Annotated in this window: 20 protein-coding genes; 1 reads left to right on the forward strand and 19 read right to left on the reverse strand. The window is 46.1% G+C overall.

All coding sequences use genetic code 11. From position 1 onward, the window contains the following. Window positions 1-28: 28 nt before the first annotated feature. From ispF to rlmD, 8 genes are all read right to left on the reverse strand, one after another. Window positions 29-505: a 2-C-methyl-D-erythritol 2,4-cyclodiphosphate synthase gene (gene ispF / locus L1076_RS09275; protein WP_038870279.1), complete on the reverse strand. Its 477-nt coding sequence runs from the start codon at window positions 503-505 to the stop codon at window positions 29-31. 14 nt (window positions 506-519) lie between these two features. Next, on the reverse strand, window positions 520-1,227 hold the full coding sequence (gene ispD / locus L1076_RS09280) for a 2-C-methyl-D-erythritol 4-phosphate cytidylyltransferase (protein ID WP_237303530.1): 708 nt from the start codon (window positions 1,225-1,227) through the stop codon (window positions 520-522). Between the two features lies 1 nt (window position 1,228). After that, a complete protein-coding gene (gene ftsB, locus L1076_RS09285) occupies window positions 1,229-1,510 on the reverse strand; it encodes a cell division protein FtsB (protein WP_038870281.1) in 282 nt (93 codons plus the stop codon). Window positions 1,511-1,826: 316 nt separating this feature from the next. Further along, the gene (eno, locus tag L1076_RS09290) at window positions 1,827-3,125 is read right to left on the reverse strand and encodes a phosphopyruvate hydratase (protein WP_038870282.1); all 1,299 of its coding nucleotides are present in this window, start codon (window positions 3,123-3,125) and stop codon (window positions 1,827-1,829) included. A gap of 81 nt (window positions 3,126-3,206) precedes the next feature. Beyond that, window positions 3,207-4,847, reverse strand: coding sequence for a CTP synthase (locus tag L1076_RS09295; protein ID WP_038870283.1), 1,641 nt, complete (start codon window positions 4,845-4,847; stop codon window positions 3,207-3,209). Window positions 4,848-4,998: 151 nt separating this feature from the next. After that, on the reverse strand, window positions 4,999-5,796 hold the full coding sequence (mazG, locus tag L1076_RS09300; RefSeq protein ID WP_045397762.1) for a nucleoside triphosphate pyrophosphohydrolase: 798 nt from the start codon (window positions 5,794-5,796) through the stop codon (window positions 4,999-5,001). Window positions 5,797-6,021: 225 nt separating this feature from the next. After that, window positions 6,022-8,241 carry a GTP diphosphokinase gene (gene relA, locus L1076_RS09305; protein ID WP_038870285.1) on the reverse strand — a complete coding sequence of 740 codons (2,220 nt, stop codon included), beginning with the start codon at window positions 8,239-8,241 and terminating at the stop codon, window positions 6,022-6,024. Window positions 8,242-8,368: 127 nt separating this feature from the next. Then, the gene (gene rlmD, locus L1076_RS09310; protein ID WP_045405493.1) at window positions 8,369-9,688 is read right to left on the reverse strand and encodes a 23S rRNA (uracil(1939)-C(5))-methyltransferase RlmD; all 1,320 of its coding nucleotides are present in this window, start codon (window positions 9,686-9,688) and stop codon (window positions 8,369-8,371) included. A 192-nt stretch (window positions 9,689-9,880) separates the two neighbouring features. Here rlmD and barA point away from each other — a divergent pair, with 192 nt between their 5' ends. Then, window positions 9,881-12,679 (forward strand): two-component sensor histidine kinase BarA, encoded by a 2,799-nt coding sequence (barA, locus tag L1076_RS09315; protein ID WP_045405490.1) that lies wholly within the window; start codon window positions 9,881-9,883, stop codon window positions 12,677-12,679. An 89-nt stretch (window positions 12,680-12,768) separates the two neighbouring features. Here the strand turns inward: barA and acpS are convergent, their stop codons facing one another. The 11 genes from acpS to rpoE form a co-directional block, all read right to left on the reverse strand. Beyond that, complete coding sequence (gene acpS, locus L1076_RS09320; RefSeq protein WP_038881196.1) at window positions 12,769-13,149, reverse strand: holo-ACP synthase; 381 nt, start codon at window positions 13,147-13,149, stop codon at window positions 12,769-12,771. A 12-nt stretch (window positions 13,150-13,161) separates the two neighbouring features. Continuing rightward, on the reverse strand, window positions 13,162-13,893 hold the full coding sequence (gene pdxJ, locus L1076_RS09325) for a pyridoxine 5'-phosphate synthase (RefSeq protein WP_038881194.1): 732 nt from the start codon (window positions 13,891-13,893) through the stop codon (window positions 13,162-13,164). Further along, window positions 13,890-14,621 (reverse strand): DNA repair protein RecO, encoded by a 732-nt coding sequence (gene recO, locus L1076_RS09330; protein WP_045405489.1) that lies wholly within the window; start codon window positions 14,619-14,621, stop codon window positions 13,890-13,892. Before recO ends, pdxJ begins: the two co-directional genes overlap by 4 nt. Before the next feature lie 129 nt (window positions 14,622-14,750). Then, on the reverse strand, window positions 14,751-15,713 hold the full coding sequence (gene era / locus L1076_RS09335; protein ID WP_038881191.1) for a GTPase Era: 963 nt from the start codon (window positions 15,711-15,713) through the stop codon (window positions 14,751-14,753). Then, on the reverse strand, window positions 15,706-16,383 hold the full coding sequence (gene rnc / locus L1076_RS09340; RefSeq protein ID WP_005436448.1) for a ribonuclease III: 678 nt from the start codon (window positions 16,381-16,383) through the stop codon (window positions 15,706-15,708). The genes era and rnc overlap by 8 nt, the downstream gene beginning before the upstream one ends. Before the next feature lie 20 nt (window positions 16,384-16,403). Then, entirely contained in the window at window positions 16,404-17,303 is a 900-nt protein-coding gene (gene lepB / locus L1076_RS09345) for a signal peptidase I (RefSeq protein WP_038881188.1), read from the reverse strand. Between the two features lie 104 nt (window positions 17,304-17,407). Further along, window positions 17,408-19,201: a translation elongation factor 4 gene (gene lepA / locus L1076_RS09350; protein WP_045397750.1), complete on the reverse strand. Its 1,794-nt coding sequence runs from the start codon at window positions 19,199-19,201 to the stop codon at window positions 17,408-17,410. 149 nt (window positions 19,202-19,350) lie between these two features. After that, a complete protein-coding gene (locus L1076_RS09355) occupies window positions 19,351-19,821 on the reverse strand; it encodes a SoxR reducing system RseC family protein (protein WP_045466052.1) in 471 nt (156 codons plus the stop codon). Further along, a complete protein-coding gene (rseB, locus tag L1076_RS09360; protein ID WP_237303531.1) occupies window positions 19,818-20,783 on the reverse strand; it encodes a sigma-E factor regulatory protein RseB in 966 nt (321 codons plus the stop codon). Before rseB ends, L1076_RS09355 begins: the two co-directional genes overlap by 4 nt. Continuing rightward, the gene (locus L1076_RS09365) at window positions 20,780-21,406 is read right to left on the reverse strand and encodes a sigma-E factor negative regulatory protein (RefSeq protein WP_038870308.1); all 627 of its coding nucleotides are present in this window, start codon (window positions 21,404-21,406) and stop codon (window positions 20,780-20,782) included. The genes rseB and L1076_RS09365 overlap by 4 nt, the downstream gene beginning before the upstream one ends. Before the next feature lie 26 nt (window positions 21,407-21,432). Further along, window positions 21,433-22,011 (reverse strand): RNA polymerase sigma factor RpoE, encoded by a 579-nt coding sequence (gene rpoE, locus L1076_RS09370; RefSeq protein ID WP_005436461.1) that lies wholly within the window; start codon window positions 22,009-22,011, stop codon window positions 21,433-21,435. Window positions 22,012-22,114: the final 103 nt, after the last annotated feature.

Below are 22,114 nucleotides of genomic sequence, written 5' to 3' on the forward strand. Positions count from 1 at the left end.
ACGCAGCATTGAGGAGCAAATTGCTAGGTTATTGCTTAAAGAGAAGTACAACTGCTTCCGTTGCAATGCCTTCTTTGCGTCCAGTAAAACCGAGACGCTCTGTCGTCGTCGCCTTTACGTTTATATTACTGATATCGGTTTCCAAGTCTTCAGCAATCGTGGCACACATTGCGTCGATATGTGGCGCCATTTTAGGCGCTTGTGCCATGATGGTGATGTCAGCGTTTCCTAATCGATAGCCTTGTTCTTTCACCCTGCGATAAACATCTTTAAGCAGTTCGCGGCTATCAGCCCCTTTCCACTTATCATCGGTATCTGGGAAGTGACGGCCAATATCTCCGGCAGCAATCGCACCAAGCAGTGCATCGCTCAATGCATGAAGTGCCACATCACCATCTGAGTGGGCAATCAACCCTTGTTCGTAAGGAACAGCGACACCACCGATAATCACAGGGCCTTCACCACCAAATTTGTGTACATCGAAACCATGACCAATTCGAATCATTTTCTATCCTTTGTTTACTCGCCGTGCTCACGGCTTAGGTAAAACTCGGCTAACGCGAGGTCTTCTGGCTGAGTAATTTTTATGTTATTCGCATTACCTTGAACCAAAGCCGGTGTTTCACCTAACCATTCCAAAGCCGAAGCTTCATCAGTAATGGTTGCACCTTGTTCTAATGCGTCAGTCAGTGCTCGTGTTAATTGTTGAGTTTTAAACATTTGTGGGGTAAGTGCATGCCACAATGCTTCTCTATCTACCGTATGATCGATATCTTGTGCCACGTTTGCTCGCTTCATTGTGTCTCTCACTTGAGAGGCAAGGATGCCACCTGTTGGGTGTGCGCTACAAACGTCGATCAAATGGTCAATATCGGATGTGAGAACACATGGTCTTGCTGCGTCGTGAACTAAAACCCACTCGCTCTCAAGATGTGTTCTTACATAGTTTAGCCCTGAAAGCACAGAATCCGCCCTTTCTTTGCCACCAGACACGCAAATCACGTCTGGGTGCTGAGCAATGTTCAATTCAGGGTAATAAGGGTCGCCATCGGTAATTGCGATCACGACTTTAGAGATCCTCGGATGAGAAAGCAGCTTCTCTACTGTGTGCTCTAATACCGCTTTTCCGTCAATTAAGAGATATTGCTTAGGGCGATCAGCCTTCATACGGCTACCAACACCGGCCGCAGGTACAATCGCAACATGAGATGAAAACAACTTTGGCATGTTATTGCTCGTCCTCGTCAATAATACGATAGAAAGTCTCGCCATCTTTGACCAAACCTAACTCATGACGCGCACGTTCTTCAATCGCATCAAGACCTTGTCTCAGGTCATCAATTTCTGCGAACATCTCATTATTACGAGCTTGCAGCTTGCTGTTCACTTGTTGCTGCACTTCAATTTCATCTTCTACTGTGTAGTAGTCAGTCACCCCGTTTTTGCCAAACCATAGGGTATATTGGAGCCAGCCAAACAGTAACGTAAGGGCTAAAACAAAGATTCGCATATCGCTGCTAACATTCTGTACCGGAAGGGATTAGATAAGGTGACATATATAGCATAAATGCGTGGTTGGCTCTAGGGCAGAAAAAGAGACTCACACGCTCCTTACAGGAAAAAAGCAGCAAAATGAAACAAAGAGATTTCCGACTCCCTCCTTCGTCGTTCTAGGGAATGACAAATGAACGTGAACGACAGACATCAAAAAGCAAAGTTAGCTCCCGCCTATCTAAGCGATGCGTTTACGTATCTCAGATACAAAAACGCCCCGCAAATGCGAGGCGTATTTTTAAAGCGTTAAGCTAATAATTTAGAAACCTAAATTATTGACCTTTAACTTCTTTAAGACCGTTGAAAGGAGCGCGCTCACCTAGAGCTTCCTCGATACGGATAAGTTGGTTGTACTTAGCAACACGGTCAGAACGGCTCATAGAACCAGTTTTGATTTGACCTGCAGCTGTACCTACCGCTAGATCAGCGATAGTTGCATCTTCAGTTTCGCCAGAACGGTGAGAGATTACTGCTGTGTAACCAGCGTCTTTAGCCATCTTGATTGCAGCTAGAGTCTCAGTTAGAGAACCGATTTGGTTGAACTTGATAAGGATAGAGTTAGCTACGCCTTTCTCGATACCTTCAGCAAGGATCTTAGTGTTAGTAACGAATAGATCGTCACCTACTAGTTGAAGCTTGTCACCTAGTAGTTCAGTTTGGTGCTTGAAGCCAGCCCAATCAGACTCGTCTAGACCGTCTTCGATAGAAACGATTGGGAATTGGTTAGCTAGCTCAGCTAGGTAGTGGTTGAACTCTTCAGAAGTGAAAGTTTTACCTTCGCCTTTCATGTTGTAGATGCCAGCTTCTTTGTCGAAGAACTCAGATGCAGCACAGTCCATAGCTAGAGTAACGTCTTTACCTAGTTCGTAACCAGCAGCTGCAACAGCTTCTGCGATAACTTCTAGAGCTTCAGCGTTAGACTTAAGGTTAGGAGCGAAACCACCTTCGTCACCAACTGCAGTGCTGTAGCCTTTAGACTTAAGAACTTTAGCTAGGTTGTGGAATACTTCAGCACCGATACGTAGACCTTCTTTAAGAGTCTTAGCACCAACTGGTTGGATCATGAACTCTTGGATGTCAACGTTGTTATCTGCGTGCTCACCACCGTTGATGATGTTCATCATTGGTAGAGGCATAGAGAACTGACCAGCTGTACCGTTTAGCTCAGCGATGTGCTCGTATAGAGGCATGCCTTTAGCAGCAGCTGCTGCTTTAGCGTTTGCTAGAGAAACAGCTAGGATAGCGTTCGCACCGAATTTAGATTTGTTTTCAGTACCGTCTAGGTCGATCATTACTGCATCGATTGCAGCTTGATCTTTCGCGTCTTTACCAACTAGAGCTTCAGCGATTGGGCCGTTTACAGCTTCGATAGCTTTAAGAACACCTTTACCTAGGAAACGTGCTTTGTCGCCGTCACGTAGCTCAAGAGCTTCGCGAGAACCAGTAGATGCGCCAGATGGAGCAGCAGCCATACCTACGAAACCGCCTTCTAGGTGTACTTCAGCTTCTACAGTTGGGTTACCACGTGAATCGATGATTTCACGACCTAGAACTTTAACGATCTTAGACATTGAATGTTTCCTTCTCGTTGAATATATAATGTCAAAATTAAAGGCAGCAACACAGCTTACGTTACTGCCTGTATTCCTTACTTACTTCTCGAAATCGCCACGCTGGTATTCGCCAGCTGCTTTCACGAAACCTGCGAACAATGGGTGACCATCACGCGGTGTTGATGTGAACTCTGGGTGGAATTGAGCCGCTACGAACCATGGGTGAGCTGGGTTCTCAATTACTTCTACCAGTTTCTTGTCTGCTGACAAGCCAGATACTTTAAGGCCTGCTTTTTCGATTTGCGGACGAAGATTGTTGTTCACTTCATAACGGTGACGGTGACGCTCATGAATTGTCGCGTTGCCGTATAGTTCACGAGCTTTCGTACCTTTTTCTAGGTGACATAGCTGTGAACCAAGACGCATAGTACCACCAAGATCAGACTTCTCGGTACGTTCTTCAACTTTACCTTCGCCATCAACCCACTCTGTGATTAAACCTACCACAGGGTACTTCGTCTCTTTGTTAAATTCTGTTGAATGTGCACCTTCCATACCCGCTACGTTACGCGCGTATTCGATCAGTGCCACTTGCATGCCTAGACAGATACCTAGATACGGAACGTTGTTTTCACGAGCGTATTGAGCTGCGCGAATCTTACCTTCGATACCACGGTCACCGAAACCGCCAGGAACAAGGATTGCGTCTAGACCTTCTAGGATCTCAACACCTTTGTTCTCTACATCTTGAGAATCAACGTACTGAATCTTAACGCTCAGACGGTTCTTAAGACCAGCATGTTTCAACGCTTCGTTTACTGATTTGTATGCATCTGGTAGTTCAATGTACTTACCAACCATACCAATCGTCACTTCTGCCGTTGGGTTAGCTTCTTCGTAAATTACTTGTTCCCACTCAGACAGGTTAGCTTCTGGCGCATTGATGCCAAAGCGAGCACAAACAAGATCGTCTAGACCTTGAGCTTTGATTAGCTGAGGGATCTTGTAGATAGAATCTACATCTTTCATTGAGATAACTGCTTTTTCTTGTACGTTACAGAAAAGAGCAATTTTCTTACGTTCGTTAGCAGGGATCATACGATCGCTACGACAAACTAGAATATCTGGTTGGATGCCGATAGATAGCAGCTCTTTAACAGAGTGCTGAGTTGGCTTAGTTTTCACTTCGCCCGCAGCAGCTAGGTAAGGAACTAGCGTTAGGTGCATGAACATTGCGCGTTCACGGCCTAGTTCTACAGCAAGCTGACGAATAGCTTCCATAAATGGTAGTGATTCGATATCACCTACCGTACCACCGACTTCAACGATAGCAACATCATGGCCTTCAGAACCTGCGATTACGCGGTCTTTGATAGCGTTAGTGATGTGAGGGATAACCTGAATGGTTGCACCTAGGTAATCGCCGCGACGTTCTTTACGTAGTACGTCTGCATAAACACGACCTGCAGTGAAGTTGTTACGCTTAGTCATCTTGGTGCGGATGAAACGCTCGTAGTGACCAAGGTCAAGGTCAGTCTCTGCGCCATCTTCCGTAACGAACACTTCACCGTGTTGAGTTGGGCTCATTGTGCCTGGATCAACGTTGATGTAAGGGTCAAGCTTCATCATAGTCACTTTAAGACCACGAGCTTCTAGAATAGCGGCAAGAGATGCTGCTGCAATACCTTTACCTAGAGAGGATACAACCCCGCCAGTAACAAAAATGTAATTTGTCGTCATGTTTAACCTGAAATTGGTTGAATGAGGGAAATGGAGTGCTTCTGGACGGGACGTAAATATACCAGAAGCTCCTTAACGCCACAACGTGAAATCTATCACACCGGAATTTTTTATTTTTTGCTTCAAATCAAAGTCGAGTATTCATGCAATTTCAGCTTTGCTCTTCTCGTTTCACTTCATCCCACATCGAATCGAGTTCATCTAGAGTAAAGTCTGTGAGTTGCTTACCGTGCGCTGCAACTTTAGTTTCCACGCCTTTAAAGCGTCTTGAGAACTTTAGATTTGCTTTGGCCAAAGCGACTTCAGGGTCTTTGCCTAAGTGACGAGATAGGTTGACGGTCGCAAATAATAAGTCCCCCAACTCAAGCTCTACCTTGGTTTCATCGGGGTTGACTTGAAGCGCCTCTTCCATCACTTCTTCAATTTCCTCTTGTACCTTCCCGACTACAGGACCCAGAGAGTCCCAATCAAAACCATATTTAGCGCATTTCTTTTGAATTTTTGTAGCACGAGAAAGCGCAGGTAGAGAGTTCGGTATTGAGTCTAGAATACTTTCCTCAGCTTTGCCTACTTGTGCTTTTTCTTTGGCTTTTTCCGCTTCCCAATTAGCGGTAATTTCTTCATCAGATTCAAACTCAACATCAGAAAAAACATGAGGATGACGACGAGTCAGTTTTTCATTCACGGTTTCGACGACGTCAGAAAAATCAAACAGCCCCTGTTCTTTTGCCATTTGGCTGTAGAAAATCACTTGGAACAATAAGTCACCCAACTCTTCTTGTAAGTTCGGCCAATCACGGTTTTGAATCGCATCCACCACTTCATAAGTTTCTTCAATGGTGTGCGGAACAATGGTGTCGAAGGTCTGCTTTAAGTCCCATGGGCAACCGCCGTCTGGGTCACGCAACTTCGCCATGATTTGTTCTAACTGTTCAATTGGATGACTCATTTTCTCTGTTCCTTTAAACCTTTCTATCTAAAGAAAAAGGTGAGCAGCCAAAACCACTCACCTTTAATTTGTTTTCTAACTATTTTTACTAAGTAGTTGGTTCTTCTGGCAAGGCAGCAAACTTATGAGGCCCATGAGCATAGCTTGTCTATGAGATGGGGCTGGGCCGGCATTCCGGATATAAGTGCAGCTAACGCCGCTAGAAAGCCAAATACGACGTAAAAATTAGCCTAAGCGTTTCACCGACATGACATCCTTAATCTGCTCAACACGTTTCGAAACTCGTGAGAACACTTCAAGGTTGGTCACTTCAAGGTCAAAGTCCATTATCGACATTTGCGTGCGGTAATCGACGCGGCTCTTCATACTGGTGACTTTGATTTTCTCGTTCGCAAACAGAGTTGTGATGTCTTTAAGTAGACCGCCACGCTCCATTGCTTCAACACGAACCGTCAAGATGTAAGAACCGACAAAGCCGCTGCCCCAGACGGTATCGATGATACGTTCTGGTGCGTGATGGCGAAGCTCCTCTAGTTGCTCACAGTCACTGCGGTGGACCGAAATACCGCGACCTTGGGTGATGTAACCGGCAATCTCATCACCTGGGATCGGCTGACAACAACGCGCTAGGTGTGTCATTAGGTTATCGACACCTTCAACTACGACTGCATCTTTCTTCGGACGACTTTGTGCTGGCGCGCGATTTTCTGCTTCTTGCAGTTTTTCTAGCGCTTGTTGGTCTTCCTCTTCGGCGGTTGGTTTGTTTACCAAGGCGTTGATGTGGTTGATGATTTGGTTGATACGCAAGTCACCACTACCAATACCAACATACAATTCATCGGCACTATTAACGTTAAAGCGTTTCAGCGCGTAGTTATCAGCATCTTTCAGTGTCGCGCCGATTTTCGCCAGTTCGTGCTCTAGAATTTCACGACCCGCTTCTAGGTTCTTCTCACGACTTTGCTTGCGGAACCATGCGTTGATCTTCGCACGCGCTCGGCTTGACGTCACAAAGCCAAGCGATGGGTTTAACCAGTCTCGTGAAGGGTTTGGTTCTTTCTGGGTGATGATTTCCACCTGATCGCCCATTTGCAGTTTATGGGTGAACGGTACGATACGACCTGCCACTTTAGCACCGATACAACGATGCCCTACTTCTGAGTGAATGTGGTAAGCGAAGTCTAATGGGGTTGCGCCCATCGGTAGGTCGACGACATCACCACGTGGGGTAAAGGCATACACGCGGTCGTCAAATACCTGACTACGCAGCTCGTCCAACATCTCGCCAGAGTCGGACATTTCTTCTTGCCAGTCGAGTAGCTTACGTAGCCACGTGATCTTCTCATCGTAACCGCTGCGGCTGCTTGCGCCTTCTTTGTATTTCCAGTGCGCTGCAACACCCAGCTCCGAGTCTTCGTGCATCTCTTTAGTACGAATCTGGATCTCGATGGTCTTGCCTTCAGGGCCAAGAATCACGGTATGGATAGACTGGTAACCGTTTGGTTTCGGGTTCGCAACGTAATCGTCGAACTCACTTGGTAAGTGTTTGTATTTGGTGTGAACCACACCCAGAGCGGCATAACAGTCTTGAAGTTTGTCAGCGATGATACGTACCGCACGTACGTCAAACAATTCATCAAACGCCAGACTCTTCTTCTGCATTTTACGCCAAATGCTGTAGATGTGCTTTGGACGACCACTGACTTCTGCGTTGATGCCGCATACGGTCATTTCTTGGGTAAGGTCGTCGACAAAGTCTTTGATGTATTGTTCACGGACAATACGACGCTCAGCCAATTGCTTCGCGATTTGCTTGTAGGTTTCTGGTTGTTGGTAGCGGAAAGCGTAATCTTCGATTTCCCATTTCAGCTGACCAATACCAAGGCGGTTTGCCAGAGGCGCATAAATGTTTGCACACTCTTTTGCCGCAGCGCGACGCACTTCGTCCGGCGCTTTTTTTACTTCAATCAGGTTGCAGATACGTTCCGCCAGCTTAATGACGACGCAGCGGAAATCATCCACCATGGCCAACAACATACGACGAACGTTATCCACTTGAGACGAGGCAGCACCACCATCCATTGTTACATTCAGTTGACCAATTGCCGCCATTTCGTCGACGCCATCGATCAGCTTAATGATTTCTTTGCTGTATTTTTCCTCAAGGAGTTCTCTATCAAAAGCACCGCTTGAGACCAAAGGAAACAGTTGCGCCGCGACAAGTGTCGCTTTGTCCATCGACAAGGTGATCAAAATTTCGATCATCTCTCGTCCACGCCACAACAAAAGCTCCGCCTGCTCGTGGTTCGCCAAAATCGACTGGCAATCACGATACACTTCAATTAAGCGTTTCGCTGTGTTCTTCTCTTGCCCTAGGCTAGCCACCCAGGTTTCGAGTTCAAACTGTTCATCTTGGTTTAAATGCGCGCTTCTTACCGCAACCATCTCATCATCCTAATTATTATATTTGTGTGGTTTGACTAACACCATCCAGGTTAGTTCTTATGCCAAGCCTTAAACGTTGGCTTATTGACCACCCACCACGTGTAAGTGATCAACAAAGTCCCAATTATCAGGACTTTTCAAACAGCGCCATCGATTCTAGATGGCTGGTATGAGGGAACATGTCCAGCATACCTAATTTGGTCAATTGGTAGCCTTGCTCCAGCAAGCTCTGACTATCCCTTGCAAGGGTAGCAGGATTACACGAAACATAAACTACACGCTGTGCGCCAAGCGCAGAAACTTGATCGATGATCCCACTCGCGCCTGCACGTGCCGGATCAAGCAGCACTTTGTCGAATTGTTCAGCCGCCCAAACTTGCCCTTCAAAATCCTGCTCAAGGTTAGCGTGATAAAACTGTGCGTTATTGATTTGGTTCAAGGATGCATTATTTGCTGCCTTTTCTACCATTTCTGCCACACCTTCTACGCCAACCACATGTTTTGCACGTTTTGCAATTGGCAAACTGAAGTTACCTAGACCACAGAACAAATCTAACACTCGCTCGTCACTTTGTGGGTCTAACCACGCCACTGCCTGAGCGACCATTTTCTGGTTCACCGCTTGGTTCACTTGAATAAAGTTGTTTGGCGTGAATGGTACGGTGACACCGGCTTCTTGATAGAAAGGCACTTCACCTTCAATCAAATCAAGTTGATCCGTTTCTGGCATCAGGTAGAGCGATGCATGATGACGCTTCGCCAATTCCACCAAAGTGTTAGTTTCTTTTTCAGTCAGTTTGCTTAGGTGGCGCAATGTAATACAAGGACCATTGTCGCCTAAGACCAACTCTACGTGACCCAATTGCTCTGGCTTCTTAAACGCTTTTAGCGTCGAGTAGATTTCTGGCAGTAACACATTCAACTCAGGTGCAAGCACGGGACAGTCCGTCACTTGTGCGATTTGCTTACTTTGTTTCTTACGGAAACCAAAGTGCAGCTGACGGGTCTTTTTATCCACAAATAAGCTCACGCGAGCACGGCGACGGTAGCCATGAGAGTCACCCAACACAGGTGCATCCAACTCGATATCACTGCCGGCAAATTTTCTCATCAACTGACGAAGCGTGTGCTGCTTATGCGTCAATTGTTGGTCATAGTTCAAATGCTGAAGGTCACAACCACCACATTCATGGTAATGCGGACAAAAGGCGTCAACGCGTGTTTCACTCGGTTTAAGGATTTTAATCAACTTACCACGAGCGAATTTGCTCTTTTCTTCCACCAATTGGGTTACCACTTCCTCACCCGGTAGCGCACCATCAATAAACAATGGTTTCTTCTTGAGGTAAGCAATGCCTGCGCCGTGGTGATCCAAACGCTCCACTTGTACCGCTTGGTGACGAGTATTTAATTGCGTTTTCTTTTTAGGTTGAAAGATACGTGCCATGCTCTGTGCCTGATTTGTGTCTAATTGCTCTACGGCTTCACTATTCTTGGTTGCAGCCGTTGTGTGATTCGAGTGACTTGATTATGCTTACCGTTTATCCGGTGACGTCACTTCTTTACTCAAGGCTTTATCGCGCGCTTGAGAAATAATGCGTTATTTTCCCATATCCAGACTCCGATGTAATTAGATAACATGACCAGATATGGCTTACGAGCACGTGTAATTACACTAACTCTCGCTCCCACACTCATTATTGGTTTATTACTGAGCGGCTTTTTCTCATTTAACCGCTACCAAGACCTCGAAAAACAAGTCATCACGACAGGTAATAGCATTATCGAACCACTTGCTATTGCCAGCGAAACGCACCTTCTTTCTGAAAGTCGTGAAGCCGTCCGTCGCCTGATCAGCTACGCCCACCGTAAAAACTCGAAATTGGTTCGTAGTATCGCGGTGTTTGATGAAAACCATGAGCTTTTTGTCACCTCTAACTTCCACCCAAATTTTGAAGCGCTGATGTTCCCGAAGGACAAACCGATTCCTCAATTAGGGAACTCAGAAATCTTCGAGAACTCGCTTATTCTGCGTGTGCCGATTCTATCAGAAGGCCATTATCTTTCTGAGCTTTCAAATGAGAATCAGGGAACAAAAGCCATTGGCTACATCGCGGTGGAAATGGATCTTTCGTCACTTCGTTTGCAGCAGTACCAAGAGGTCTTCTCAGCATTCTTGGTGTTGATTCTCGGCCTTGGTCTCGCGAGCGTGTTCGCCTCTCGCCTCATGCATGACGTTACCCAGCCGATCACCCACATGAAGAACGTTGTGGACCGAATTCGTCGTGGCCACCTTGACGTGCGTATCGAAGGCAAAATGCACGGTGAGTTGGACCAACTGAAAAACGGCATCAACGCCATGGCGGTCTCGTTGTCGGAATACCACGTTGAGATGCAGCACAGTATAGACCAAGCGACATCGGACTTGCGTGAAACCCTCGAACAGCTAGAAATTCAGAACGTAGAGTTAGACATCGCGAAGAAACGCGCGCAAGAAGCGGCGCGAGTGAAATCTGAATTCTTAGCCAATATGTCACACGAGCTTCGTACGCCACTGAACGGTGTGATTGGCTTTACGCGTCAGATGCTTAAAACTCAGTTGTCGAACAGCCAAACGGATTACTTGCAAACCATTGAGAAGTCGGCAAACAACCTACTCAACATCATCAACGACATCCTCGACTTCTCGAAACTGGAAGCGGGTAAGCTAGCCCTAGAAAACATTCCATTTGAATTCAGAGAAAGCTTGGAAGAAGTTATTAACTTACAAGCGACCAGCGCACATGAGAAAGGATTGGAGATCACCCTAAAAGTGGATCCGAAGATTCCGCCAGGCTTGGTCGGTGACCCACTGCGTATCCAGCAAATCCTTACTAACTTGGTCGGTAACTCGATCAAATTTACCGAGCGCGGCAACATCGACATCAGTGTTGAAATGCGTTCCCAATCCAGTGATTCCATTGAACTGCAATTTATGGTTCGCGATACGGGCATTGGTATTTCGGAGCGCCAACAAGCACAATTGTTCCAAGCCTTTAGCCAAGCAGATGCAAGTATTTCACGCCGATACGGCGGTACTGGTTTAGGTCTGGTTATCACCCAAAAACTGGTTAGCCAAATGGGCGGCGAAATCAGCTTAACCAGCCGTCTCCACCAAGGTTCTACCTTCTGGTTTACGCTGCGCCTACATTCAACAGAAATGCCAATGAGCGATCTAATTGAAGTAGAACTGCTATCTGGTAAGCAGCTGCTGCTGGTTGAACCAAACATGCAAGCAGCATCAGTGACTCAACAAGTCTTGAGTCAAGAAGGCATTCTAGTGACCTACCGCTCATCGCTACCAGAGAACGATGAACACTACGACTACGTATTGTTGAACTTGGGCGCAAACCAAACTTACGACGACCAATCCGTCTCAGCGTGGATTGAACAGGCGAAGCGTATGGCTCCAAGTGTCATCATGGGTACGCCAAGTACGGAGCTAGCATTAGCAGACCAAGTGATGAACGATCATCAGATCCAATGTCTGACCAAGCCATTATCGCGTCGTAAACTGCTACAGAGCCTGATCACTGACCATATAGAAATGCCTCCGGTTGCCCTGCCTCCGGTTGAACCTGTAGAGAGCGAAAGACTGCCATTAACTGTGCTTGCGGTTGATGATAACCCTGCCAACTTGAAGCTGATCTCCGCGCTATTGAGAGAGCGTGTCGAAACAGTAACGGCATGCAGCAACGGTCAACAAGCAGTGAACCTCGCAACAGAGAAGAAATACGATCTGATCTTCATGGACATTCAAATGCCATTGATGGACGGCGTGACCGCTTGTCAGTACATTAAAGAGCTAGAGCTGAACAAAGACACCCCTGTAATTGCAGTGACCGCACACGCAATGGCTGGTGAGCGTGACCGACTGCTGGCAGCGGGAATGGATGATTACCTAACCAAGCCAATTGAGGAACATGTGTTGCAACAGGTTTTGGTTCATTGGAACCCAAATACTTGTACTGACAGTGTCGATAAGATCGCACCATCTTACGTGGAACCTGCAGTGGAAGTTGCACCACCAGCGCCGGAAAAACCGCAGCAAGATATGATCATCGACTGGCAAGCGGCCTTAAAACAAAGCGCAAACAAAGAAGACCTAGCGAAGGACATGCTGCGCATGTTGATCGACTTTATTCCAGAAGTGGAAGAAGTGGTCGATCAAGCCATAGAGCAAGAAGACTTTTCGCGTGATGACCTTATCCATGTGGTGCATAAACTTCACGGCAGTAGCTCTTACTGTGGCGTACCGAGGTTGAAGTCACTGTGTGCAACCTTGGAACAGGCGCTACGTTCAGGAGCGAGTATTGAAGACATCGAACCGGAAATGTTCGAACTGCAAGATGAGATGATTAAAGTCACCACGACGGCGAAGTTCTATCTTGAGCAGTAGAGAATAATTCGGGAAATCAAAACAATAAAAAAGCCAGAGCATCGACTCTGGCTTTTTCGTATTCGGTTATTAATCCGTAATCAGACAAATTAGGATTCAAAAATCACCGTCGCGACCGCGTAATGACGCTCATCAGAAATCGATAGATGAACATGATTCACCCCCATCGACTCGGCGATTTGCTTTGCCACGCCAGAAAGCGTCAGCATCGGTTTACCGAACTCATCATTCGAAACGGTAAAGTCATGGAAGGTCACGCCTTTCGCAATGCCCGTGCCTAGCGCTTTTGATGCTGCTTCTTTTACCGCGAAGCGCTTTGCTAGATAACGACCTTTTTGTTTCAGTTCGTCAAATTTTGCCATTTCTTGAACCGAGAGAATGCGCTTTGCAAATGGCTCACCACTACGTTCTAGTGCTTTCTCTATTCGCCCAATCTCGGCGATATCGGTTCCTAATCCTAAAATTGCCATGATTGAAACGGATTACTTACGTGCAGCGACCATCAGGGCTTTCATTTCTGCCACTGATTTTTCTAGGCCATCAAATACCGCACGACCGATGATCGAGTGACCAATATTCAGTTCGTAAATTTCAGGCAATGCAGCGATTGGCGCAACGTTGTGGTAAGTCAGACCGTGACCAGCATTAACGATGATACCTAGGTCATCAGCGTAGCTTGCACCTGCAGCAATCTTCTTAAGCTCGTCTTGTTGGTCTTCCTCAGTCTCCGCATCCGCATAGTGACCAGTGTGAAGTTCGATATACGGTGCACCACATGCTTTTGCCGCATCGATCTGTTGACGGTCAGCATCAATAAATAGAGAGACTTTGATGCCCGCTTCCGTCAGTTTTTGCGTTGCCGCTTTCACTTTCTCAAGCTGACCTACAACGTCAAGACCACCTTCTGTTGTCAACTCTTCACGTTTTTCAGGAACCAGACACACGAATTCAGGCTTAGTCTGTAGTGCAATCTCAACCATCTCGTCTGTTACTGCCATTTCAAGGTTCATACGAGTTTGAATGGTCTCACGTAGAATACGCACGTCACGATCTAGAATGTGGCGACGGTCTTCACGCAGGTGAATAGTAATACCGTCTGCGCCAGCACGCTCTGCGATCTCAGCAGCATGAACTGGATCTGGGTATTTAGTACCACGCGCATTACGTAGAGTGGCAATATGGTCGATATTAACGCCTAAATAGATTGAGCTCATTTTCCATTACTCCGTGCTCTGTATGTCTGAATGAATAATTCACGACTTTTTAAAGGTTTGCCGCCAAGATACGGCTTTAAGGCCATACGTGTAAAGCGTTTCGCCGCTTTTAATTGCTCTTTAGTGACGAATCGCCGTTCACTAATCGCAATCAATTCATTCCCCAAAAAAGTGAGGTTATCTCGCCTTACTGATGCGGTGAATCCTTTTTGTTCGCGATAGCGGTAAGTCATGTCAGGATCAACGGGTTCACCAGTACCAGCACAATGCAAAAAATCGACGCCATACCCCATAGAAGACAGCAGGGCCAATTCAAAACGACGCAAGCCCGGTTCAGGGTTATCACTCTGAGCTAGTTCCGTTAGTGCATGCAGATAATCATGAAACAGCGCAGGCATCGGCACTTCTGCCATCAACACCCTTCCAATCAATTCATTTACGTACATGGCGGAGTAAAGGTTTATTCCTGTCAAAGGCAAACCTAAGCTGATGGGCTCTGCTTGACGTAACGTCTTCATCGAGCCTTTCCCTGACCATTTCAGCAATAAAGGGGTAAAGGGCTGCAATGCGCCTTTAAGATTGGAGCGTTTACCGCGGGCACCTTTTGCCATCAATGTAATTCGACCATACTCCTCGCTGAATACATCAAGGATTAAGCTCGATTCACTGTAAGGGCGTCGATGCAATACAAAGCAGCGTTGAAAGCCTTCTGAAGACTGGTTGCTCATCTCGTCAGTGTGCCTAAGAAGTGTGAATAAAAAATAAGGAGCCAATTGGCTCCTTATTCTAATCGATATTTAGTTTTTATCGATGTTGGAACGAAGTGTCTTCGTTACCAAACTTACAAGCAACCAAACTTATAGGTCGTCGATGTAACCAAGTGAACGCAATGCACGTTCGTCGTCTGCCCAACCAGATTTCACTTTTACCCAAGTCTCTAGGTAAACCTTACGGCCGAACAACTCTTCCATATCTAAGCGCGCTTCACGACCAATGGTCTTGATCTTCTCACCGCCTTTACCAATGACCATTTTCTTTTGACCGTTACGTTCAACAAGAATTAAGGCATTGATGTGGAAGCCATCATTTTCTGGGTTGTAGTCAAAACGTTCAATTTCAACCGTTACCGAGTAAGGCAATTCTTCACCAGTAAAACGCATCAGCTTTTCACGCACGATTTCAGACGCCATGAAACGCTGAGAACGGTCTGTTACGTATTCTTCAGGGAAGTGATGCGTTGCTTCTGGCAAGTGATCGCGAACGTGCTTACGTAGTACGTCGATGTTCTTGCCTTGTTTCGCAGAGATTGGCACAACGTCAACAAAATCCATTTTCTTAGACATGTCGGCCATGTGCATCATCACTTCGTTACGATCTTGCACGTTGTCTACCTTGTTCACACAAAGTACTACAGGGAAGTTCGACTTTTGAAGCTTAGTCAGCACCATCTCGTCGTCTTTGGTCCAGTGCGTACCATCAACCAAGAAGAATACTAGGTTTACATCACTGAGCGATGAGTTCGCCGCACGGTTCATCAAACGGTTGATCGCACGCTTCTCTTCAATGTGAAGTCCAGGTGTATCTACGTAGATCGCTTGGTAATCGCCGTCAGTGTCCACACCCATGATGCGGTGACGAGTCGTTTGCGGTTTACGAGATGTAATCGAAATCTTCTGACCAAGAATTTTGTTTAGAAGCGTCGATTTACCAACGTTTGGGCGACCAACAATCGCAATAAAGCCACAGTGCTGGTTTTCTGGTGAACTTACTTCACCGTTTGATGCAAAAAATGCATCGATATCGAATTCGTTATCAGCCATTTGTTAATTGCTCAAGTGCTGTTTCAGCAGCCGCTTGTTCTGCCTTGCGGCGGCTGGTGCCTTTACCAATGACAGGCTTATCCACACCTGCTACGTCACACTCAACCGTGAACTCTTGGTTGTGCGCTTCACCTTTAATATTAGTCACTGTGTAGACAGGCAGTGGTTTTCTTCTGCCTTGCAGGAACTCTTGTAGGCGAGTTTTTGGATCTTTTTGTGATACGCCAGGCTTGATGGCTTCAAGACGCGAGTTGTACCAGCTCAGTACAATACCGCGCACGGCTTCAATATCACTATCAAGGTAAATCGCACCAATAATGGCTTCTACCGCATCGGCTAGAATAGAGTCTCGGCGGAATCCGCCACTCTTCAATTCACCTGGACCTAATTTTAAATAATCTCCTAGATCGAATTCACGACCCAGTTCCGCCAATGTGTGCCCACGTACCAAAGTAGCGCGCATACGGCTCATGTCACCTTCGTTCACTTTCGGGAAACGATGGTACAGATCATCAGCGATGACAAAACTTAAAATTGAATCGCCCAGAAACTCAAGACGTTCATTATGCTTACTGTTGGCGCTGCGGTGAGTCAGCGCCAAGTTGATAAGCCCAGCATCCTTAAATTGGTAGCCGAGCTTTCTCTCTAGTTTATCAATTGGAGAATTCATACTCTCTCGATATGTAATGGTTAGTGAATACCACCGACGCGGTTAAAACGCACACCAGTTGGAATCCATGAAGGTAGAACGCTGTCTGCGCCACGATCAAACTCGAAGCTAATCCAAATCGCGACAGCTTTACCGACTAAGTTTGCTTCTGGAACAAAGCCCCAGTAACGGCTATCAGCACTGTTATCACGGTTATCACCCATAACAAAGTACTGACCTTGTGGTACAACCCATTCGTTAACTCCTGGACGTGGCTGGTAGTTCTGCACACGGTCACGAGCTAATGGGTTAACCAAGATTTGGTGTTCCACTTCACCCAGTTTTTCATTCATCTGAATCAGAGGAATACCGTTTTGGATGAACGGACTTTCTTCAACATTGCTCAATTTAACTGGCTTACAAACCGAATCACCTTGCGATTGAATACACACTTGCTTGTCACTTGAGTAACGAACCGTATCGCCAGGTAAGCCAACAACACGTTTAATGTAGTCAATATTTGGTTGAGGTGGGTATTTGAATACCACAATATCACCACGCTCTGGTTTGCCAGTTTCCACTAGCTGATGACGCCAAACAGGATCTTTCAATCCGTAAGCGTATTTCTCCACCAGAATAAAGTCGCCCACTAGTAGGGTAGGCATCATTGAGCCTGAAGGAATTTGGAACGGTTCATAGATAAAAGAACGCAATACAAGAACGAATGCAATTACAGGGAAAATAGACACGCTATTCTCAATCCACCATGGCTGACGTTCTACTTTCTGTAGTGTTACCGCGTCCAGGCCATTAGCTGTCTGTGCTTGAATCTCTTCTACTTTCGCTTGACGTTTTTTTGCAAACACCAGCTTTTCCAGTAGCCAAACTACGCCAGTTACCAAAGTCACGATAACTAGAATCAGTGAGAATGTATTCGCCATTAAATTCCCTTATCTAAAAATACGAAAGTGAAAGAGCCGAAACCCTTTCACTTATTTTACTATCTAACGTCTTATGACAGACAAGAGTAAGAGATAGTTCAACTCTAGTCTTTACCAACGTGAAGAATCGCTAGGAACGCTTCTTGAGGCAGCTCTACGTTACCGATCTGCTTCATACGTTTCTTACCTTCTTTCTGTTTCTTCAGAAGTTTCTTCTTACGACTCACGTCACCACCGTAACATTTCGCGATTACGTTTTTACGTAGCTGTTTCACAGTAGAACGCGCAATGATGTGGTTACCGATTGCCGCTTGGATCGCGATATCAAACATTTGGCGAGGGATGAATTCTTTCATCTTCTCAACCAACTGACGACCACGAGTCTGAGACTGATCTTTGTGCGTAATCAGTGCTAGCGCATCAACTTTGTCGCCATTCAGAAGTACATCTACACGTACCATGTTCGATGTTTCAAAGCGTTGGAAGTTGTAATCCAAAGATGCGTAGCCGCGTGAAGTTGACTTCAGACGGTCAAAGAAGTCCAGAACAACTTCTGCCATTGGGATATCGTACGTCACAGCAACTTGGTTGCCGTGGTAAACCATATCAACCTGAGTACCACGCTTTTCTACACACAGTGTGATTACGTTACCAAGGTAATCCGATGGCACAAGAATATTACAACGTGCGATAGGCTCGCGAATTTCTTCAATGTCGTTTACCGCTGGCAGTTTGGCCGGGCTATCAACATAAAGTAGCGTACCGTCAGTTTCTACGACTTCGTAGACTACAGTAGGCGCTGTTGTAATCAGGTCTAGATCGTATTCACGCTCTAAACGCTCTTGGATGATTTCCATGTGCAGCATGCCAAGGAAACCACAACGGAAACCAAAGCCTAGTGCCGCTGAGTTTTCTGGCTCATAGAACAACGATGCATCGTTCAGGCTCAATTTGCCTAACGCGTCACGGAAGTTTTCGTAATCATCAGATGATACTGGGAATAGACCCGCGTATACCTGAGGTTTTACTTTTTTAAAGCCAGGTAGAGGGCTCTCACTGCCGTTTTTCGCTAGGGTTAGCGTATCACCGACAGGAGCACCAAGGATGTCTTTAATACCACAAACTACCCAACCTACTTCACCAGTATTAAGAACATCAGTATCGACTTGCTTAGGTGTGAAGATACCTAGACGGTCTACACCCCAAGTTTGGCCAGTGCTCATTACTTTAATCTTGTCGTTTTTCTTCAGTGAGCCGTTTTTAATACGAACCAAAGAAACAACGCCAAGGTAGTTATCGAACCATGAATCGATGATCAATGCTTGAAGTGGTGCTTCAGGATCACCTTCTGGTGCTGGAATTGCTGATACGATGTTTTCTAGAACGTCATCTACACCGATACCTGTCTTAGCAGAACAGCGAGTAGCTTCCATTGCATCGATACCAACGATTTCTTCAATTTCTTCTGCTACGCGCTCAGGATCAGCGGCAGGTAAGTCAATCTTGTTAAGGATTGGCACAACCTCTAGATCCATTTCGATCGCGGTGTAACAGTTAGCAAGCGTTTGAGCCTCTACACCTTGACCTGCGTCAACCACCAATAGCGCGCCTTCACAAGCGGCTAGAGAGCGTGATACTTCGTACGCAAAGTCAACGTGTCCCGGAGTATCGATGAAGTTCAGCTGGTAGGTTTCACCGTCTTTAGCAGTGTAGTTTAACGTTACACTCTGAGATTTAATGGTGATACCACGCTCACGTTCAAGATCCATAGAATCCAGAACCTGTGCGGCCATTTCACGATCGCTTAATCCTCCACATACTTGGATTAGACGGTCTGATAGGGTCGACTTACCATGGTCGATGTGGGCGATAATCGAAAAGTTACGAATGTGCTTCATAGATTTAGGGTGACTAACTCTTTACAAATAGGGACAGTAAGAAAGCCATCAGCTGACGGCATTTCAATCAAGTTGGCAGATTCTACCCAATTTCGTTAACGGGCGCACCTTATTTAAAGTATATACCTTAGCAACCTCGAGGTACGTACTTATTGGATAGGCTCACCGAGAACTCTAATGAGGGTGACTTGGCGTTTTGATTCATCTTCTAAAGGCCGTGACACACGTTTAGCGAGCCACATACCACCAGCAGCGAACAAAACCGAAGCTAGGATGGTAATGCCCTCGCCGCCTGCAGTTAAAGGCACAAGAAGGAAGTTGCCAATCACGGCACCAAAAATCAGACCAAACAGAGGAAGAAGGTAAACCGCCATTGCGGATTTGATCAGGCTCGACTCAGGAAAGCCGATTTCTACCACCTGACCAACTTTGACGGATGTTTTTGTACGCAGATGCCATGCTAATGTTTTGTTACCAATTGCTTTAGTAACCACGCCAGTGCCACAGCTTTTTTGCGAAGAACAGCTGCTACAACTGGTCTGTTGCTCGCAGCTTAAATCGATATCGTATTGCTGACCGTGACGGTGGACACCCGTCACGGTTGCTAATGCGGTCATCATTGCGCTTTACTCTTTGCTGCATCAAACGTAACAGATTGTGCAATACGCTGAGCAGTTGCCGGTGGAATATCACCCACAACAGAGATTTCATGATTACCACTTACAAAGCTATGCAAAGTACGACGACCTTGACGAACCAGCTGACCTTTCAGCGAATGCTCATCTTTGCTGGCGACATAAACAGAGAAACTGAATAAACCATCCGAGTAAAGTTGGCTTTCAACCATTTGGTCGGTCACTGCCATTCGGTAGCGATTTAGCTCATTTGGGTGGAAACCTTCAGGAATCCAACCTACGTTCCAGTCACTCGTACCGATATCACCTTTAGGCATCGTCAATACTGCTGGCAACTGCACATCCGCCAAACCACTCATCAACTCGCCAATTTTTGGATTCACCGAGTATGAGATCGTACGGTATTGCTCTAGCATTTCTCCATCACGGTCAACCAAATCAGCACGCAGTGGTAACTTACTTTTCTCATCAATCCAAAGTACGTACGAATAACGCAAGCCGTCTTTAGGCACAATACGTAACACCTGAGTCGGAACGCCAGCTTCACGAGCACGACCGACTTTGACGTAATCGTAATAGAGGTTCAATTCATCGATATTGGTGTTCAGCATCGGCATGATTGGTGCGACCATCTTGCCAGATTCAATCGTAAACGGCTCTGCGCCGGTTTCGATATAGCTCACTTCAGTACCACGACGAATTACTTCACGAACTGGACCACTCAAATACACAAGATGTGCGTACTGATCTTTATCGTGAGTCGCATGACGGTACAGCAAAGGTTCAATGCTGTTCTTTTTGATGAGGATATAAGAGAGTTCGTAGCTTAAATTTTTGCTCGCCTCGCTCATTTGATGCAATAAAGCCTCCGCTGGTTTGTCACCAGCAAAGGCTTGAGTAGACATCAGACTGAACAGAGCGCAAGCGCTGAACAGAAATTTTTTCATTCAATATCCGGAGTCAGATTTGCATCTTGCTGAGACGCATCACTGTTAATTCTTAACTGCAATTCGTAGTCACGAAGCATAGCATGAACACGTTTACGTTGCTCTTGCATATTTGCTTCGCCAACCGAGCGCTCAACGGACTCACGAGTCAAACTTACTGGTTCTGCACTGCCAGCAAATGGCACTGTTTGAAGCACAGGAAGTTGATCGGCTTGTGGCGACATTGGGTCGCTACCACCGTATTGTTGCACACCTAAAATCACGGCAAGTGACACACACGCAGCAACGGCAACCTGACCAAACTGAGTTAGCCATGCAGGCAACTGGCGCTTGGCTTTTTGTGGCTCTGGTTGCGACTCTTTTGGCGCGTCATTAATTGAAATAACGTTAGCACTGCGTGAATCGATAGCACGATGCACAGGCTCGTCTTCTAACGCTAACGCCACGCTTTCAGCAATATTCCACTCAGGTTTTGCTGGCGCTTCGCCTCGCATCACATCACCAATAAGATGATAGTTCTGCCAAGCGTCACGGCTTTCTTGGTCTTGCTCTAATTCTTGAATTAAAGCCTTATCGACCAATTCTCCATCCATGAGAGCTGAAAGTTTTTCTTTGTCAGCCATTGTTTTCACCATAGTTATCACTTGTACTAGCGCTGTAAAAGAGGTTTGATTTTCTTTTCCACCGCCTCACGAGCACGGAAGATACGTGATCGTACCGTTCCCACCGGGCAATCCATTACTTCAGCAATTTCCTCATAGCTTAAGCCATCAAGCTCACGCAGAGTCATTGCCGTTTTTAAATCTTCAGGTAAGGCTTCGATTGCGCTGAACACTACCCGTTGCAATTCTTTGGACAACGTTAAGTTCTCAGGGTTCGAAATTTCTTTCAATGCATTACCTGTTTCGTAAAATTCAGCATCTTCAGCATCAACGTCCGTCGCAGGCGGTCTACGACCCTGAGCAACGATATGATTCTTCGCAGTATTCACTGCAATGCGATACAGCCAAGTGTAAAACGCACTCTCCCCGCGAAAGCTAGGGATAGCTCGGTAAGCCTTGATAAACGCTTCTTGTGCTACATCTGGAACATCGCCAGGATTACTTACGTATCTGGAAATAAGATTACATACCTTGTTCTGATACTTCGTTACCAGCAGGTTGAATGCTTGCTTATCTCCATTCTGAACTCGCTCAATCAATACTTGATCGGTCAGCTGCTCGTTCATTCGAGCGGATACTCCTATTTGTTATGCCCCTACTCTTCTCAGATATGGGTACTAATTATGCAAAACGTAGTATTGACACCACTGCTTACTTGAGCACTATTGT

This window comes from Vibrio sp. MMG023 (assembly GCF_021654215.1).
GTDB classification, from domain to species: Bacteria; Pseudomonadota; Gammaproteobacteria; order Enterobacterales; family Vibrionaceae; genus Vibrio; species Vibrio jasicida.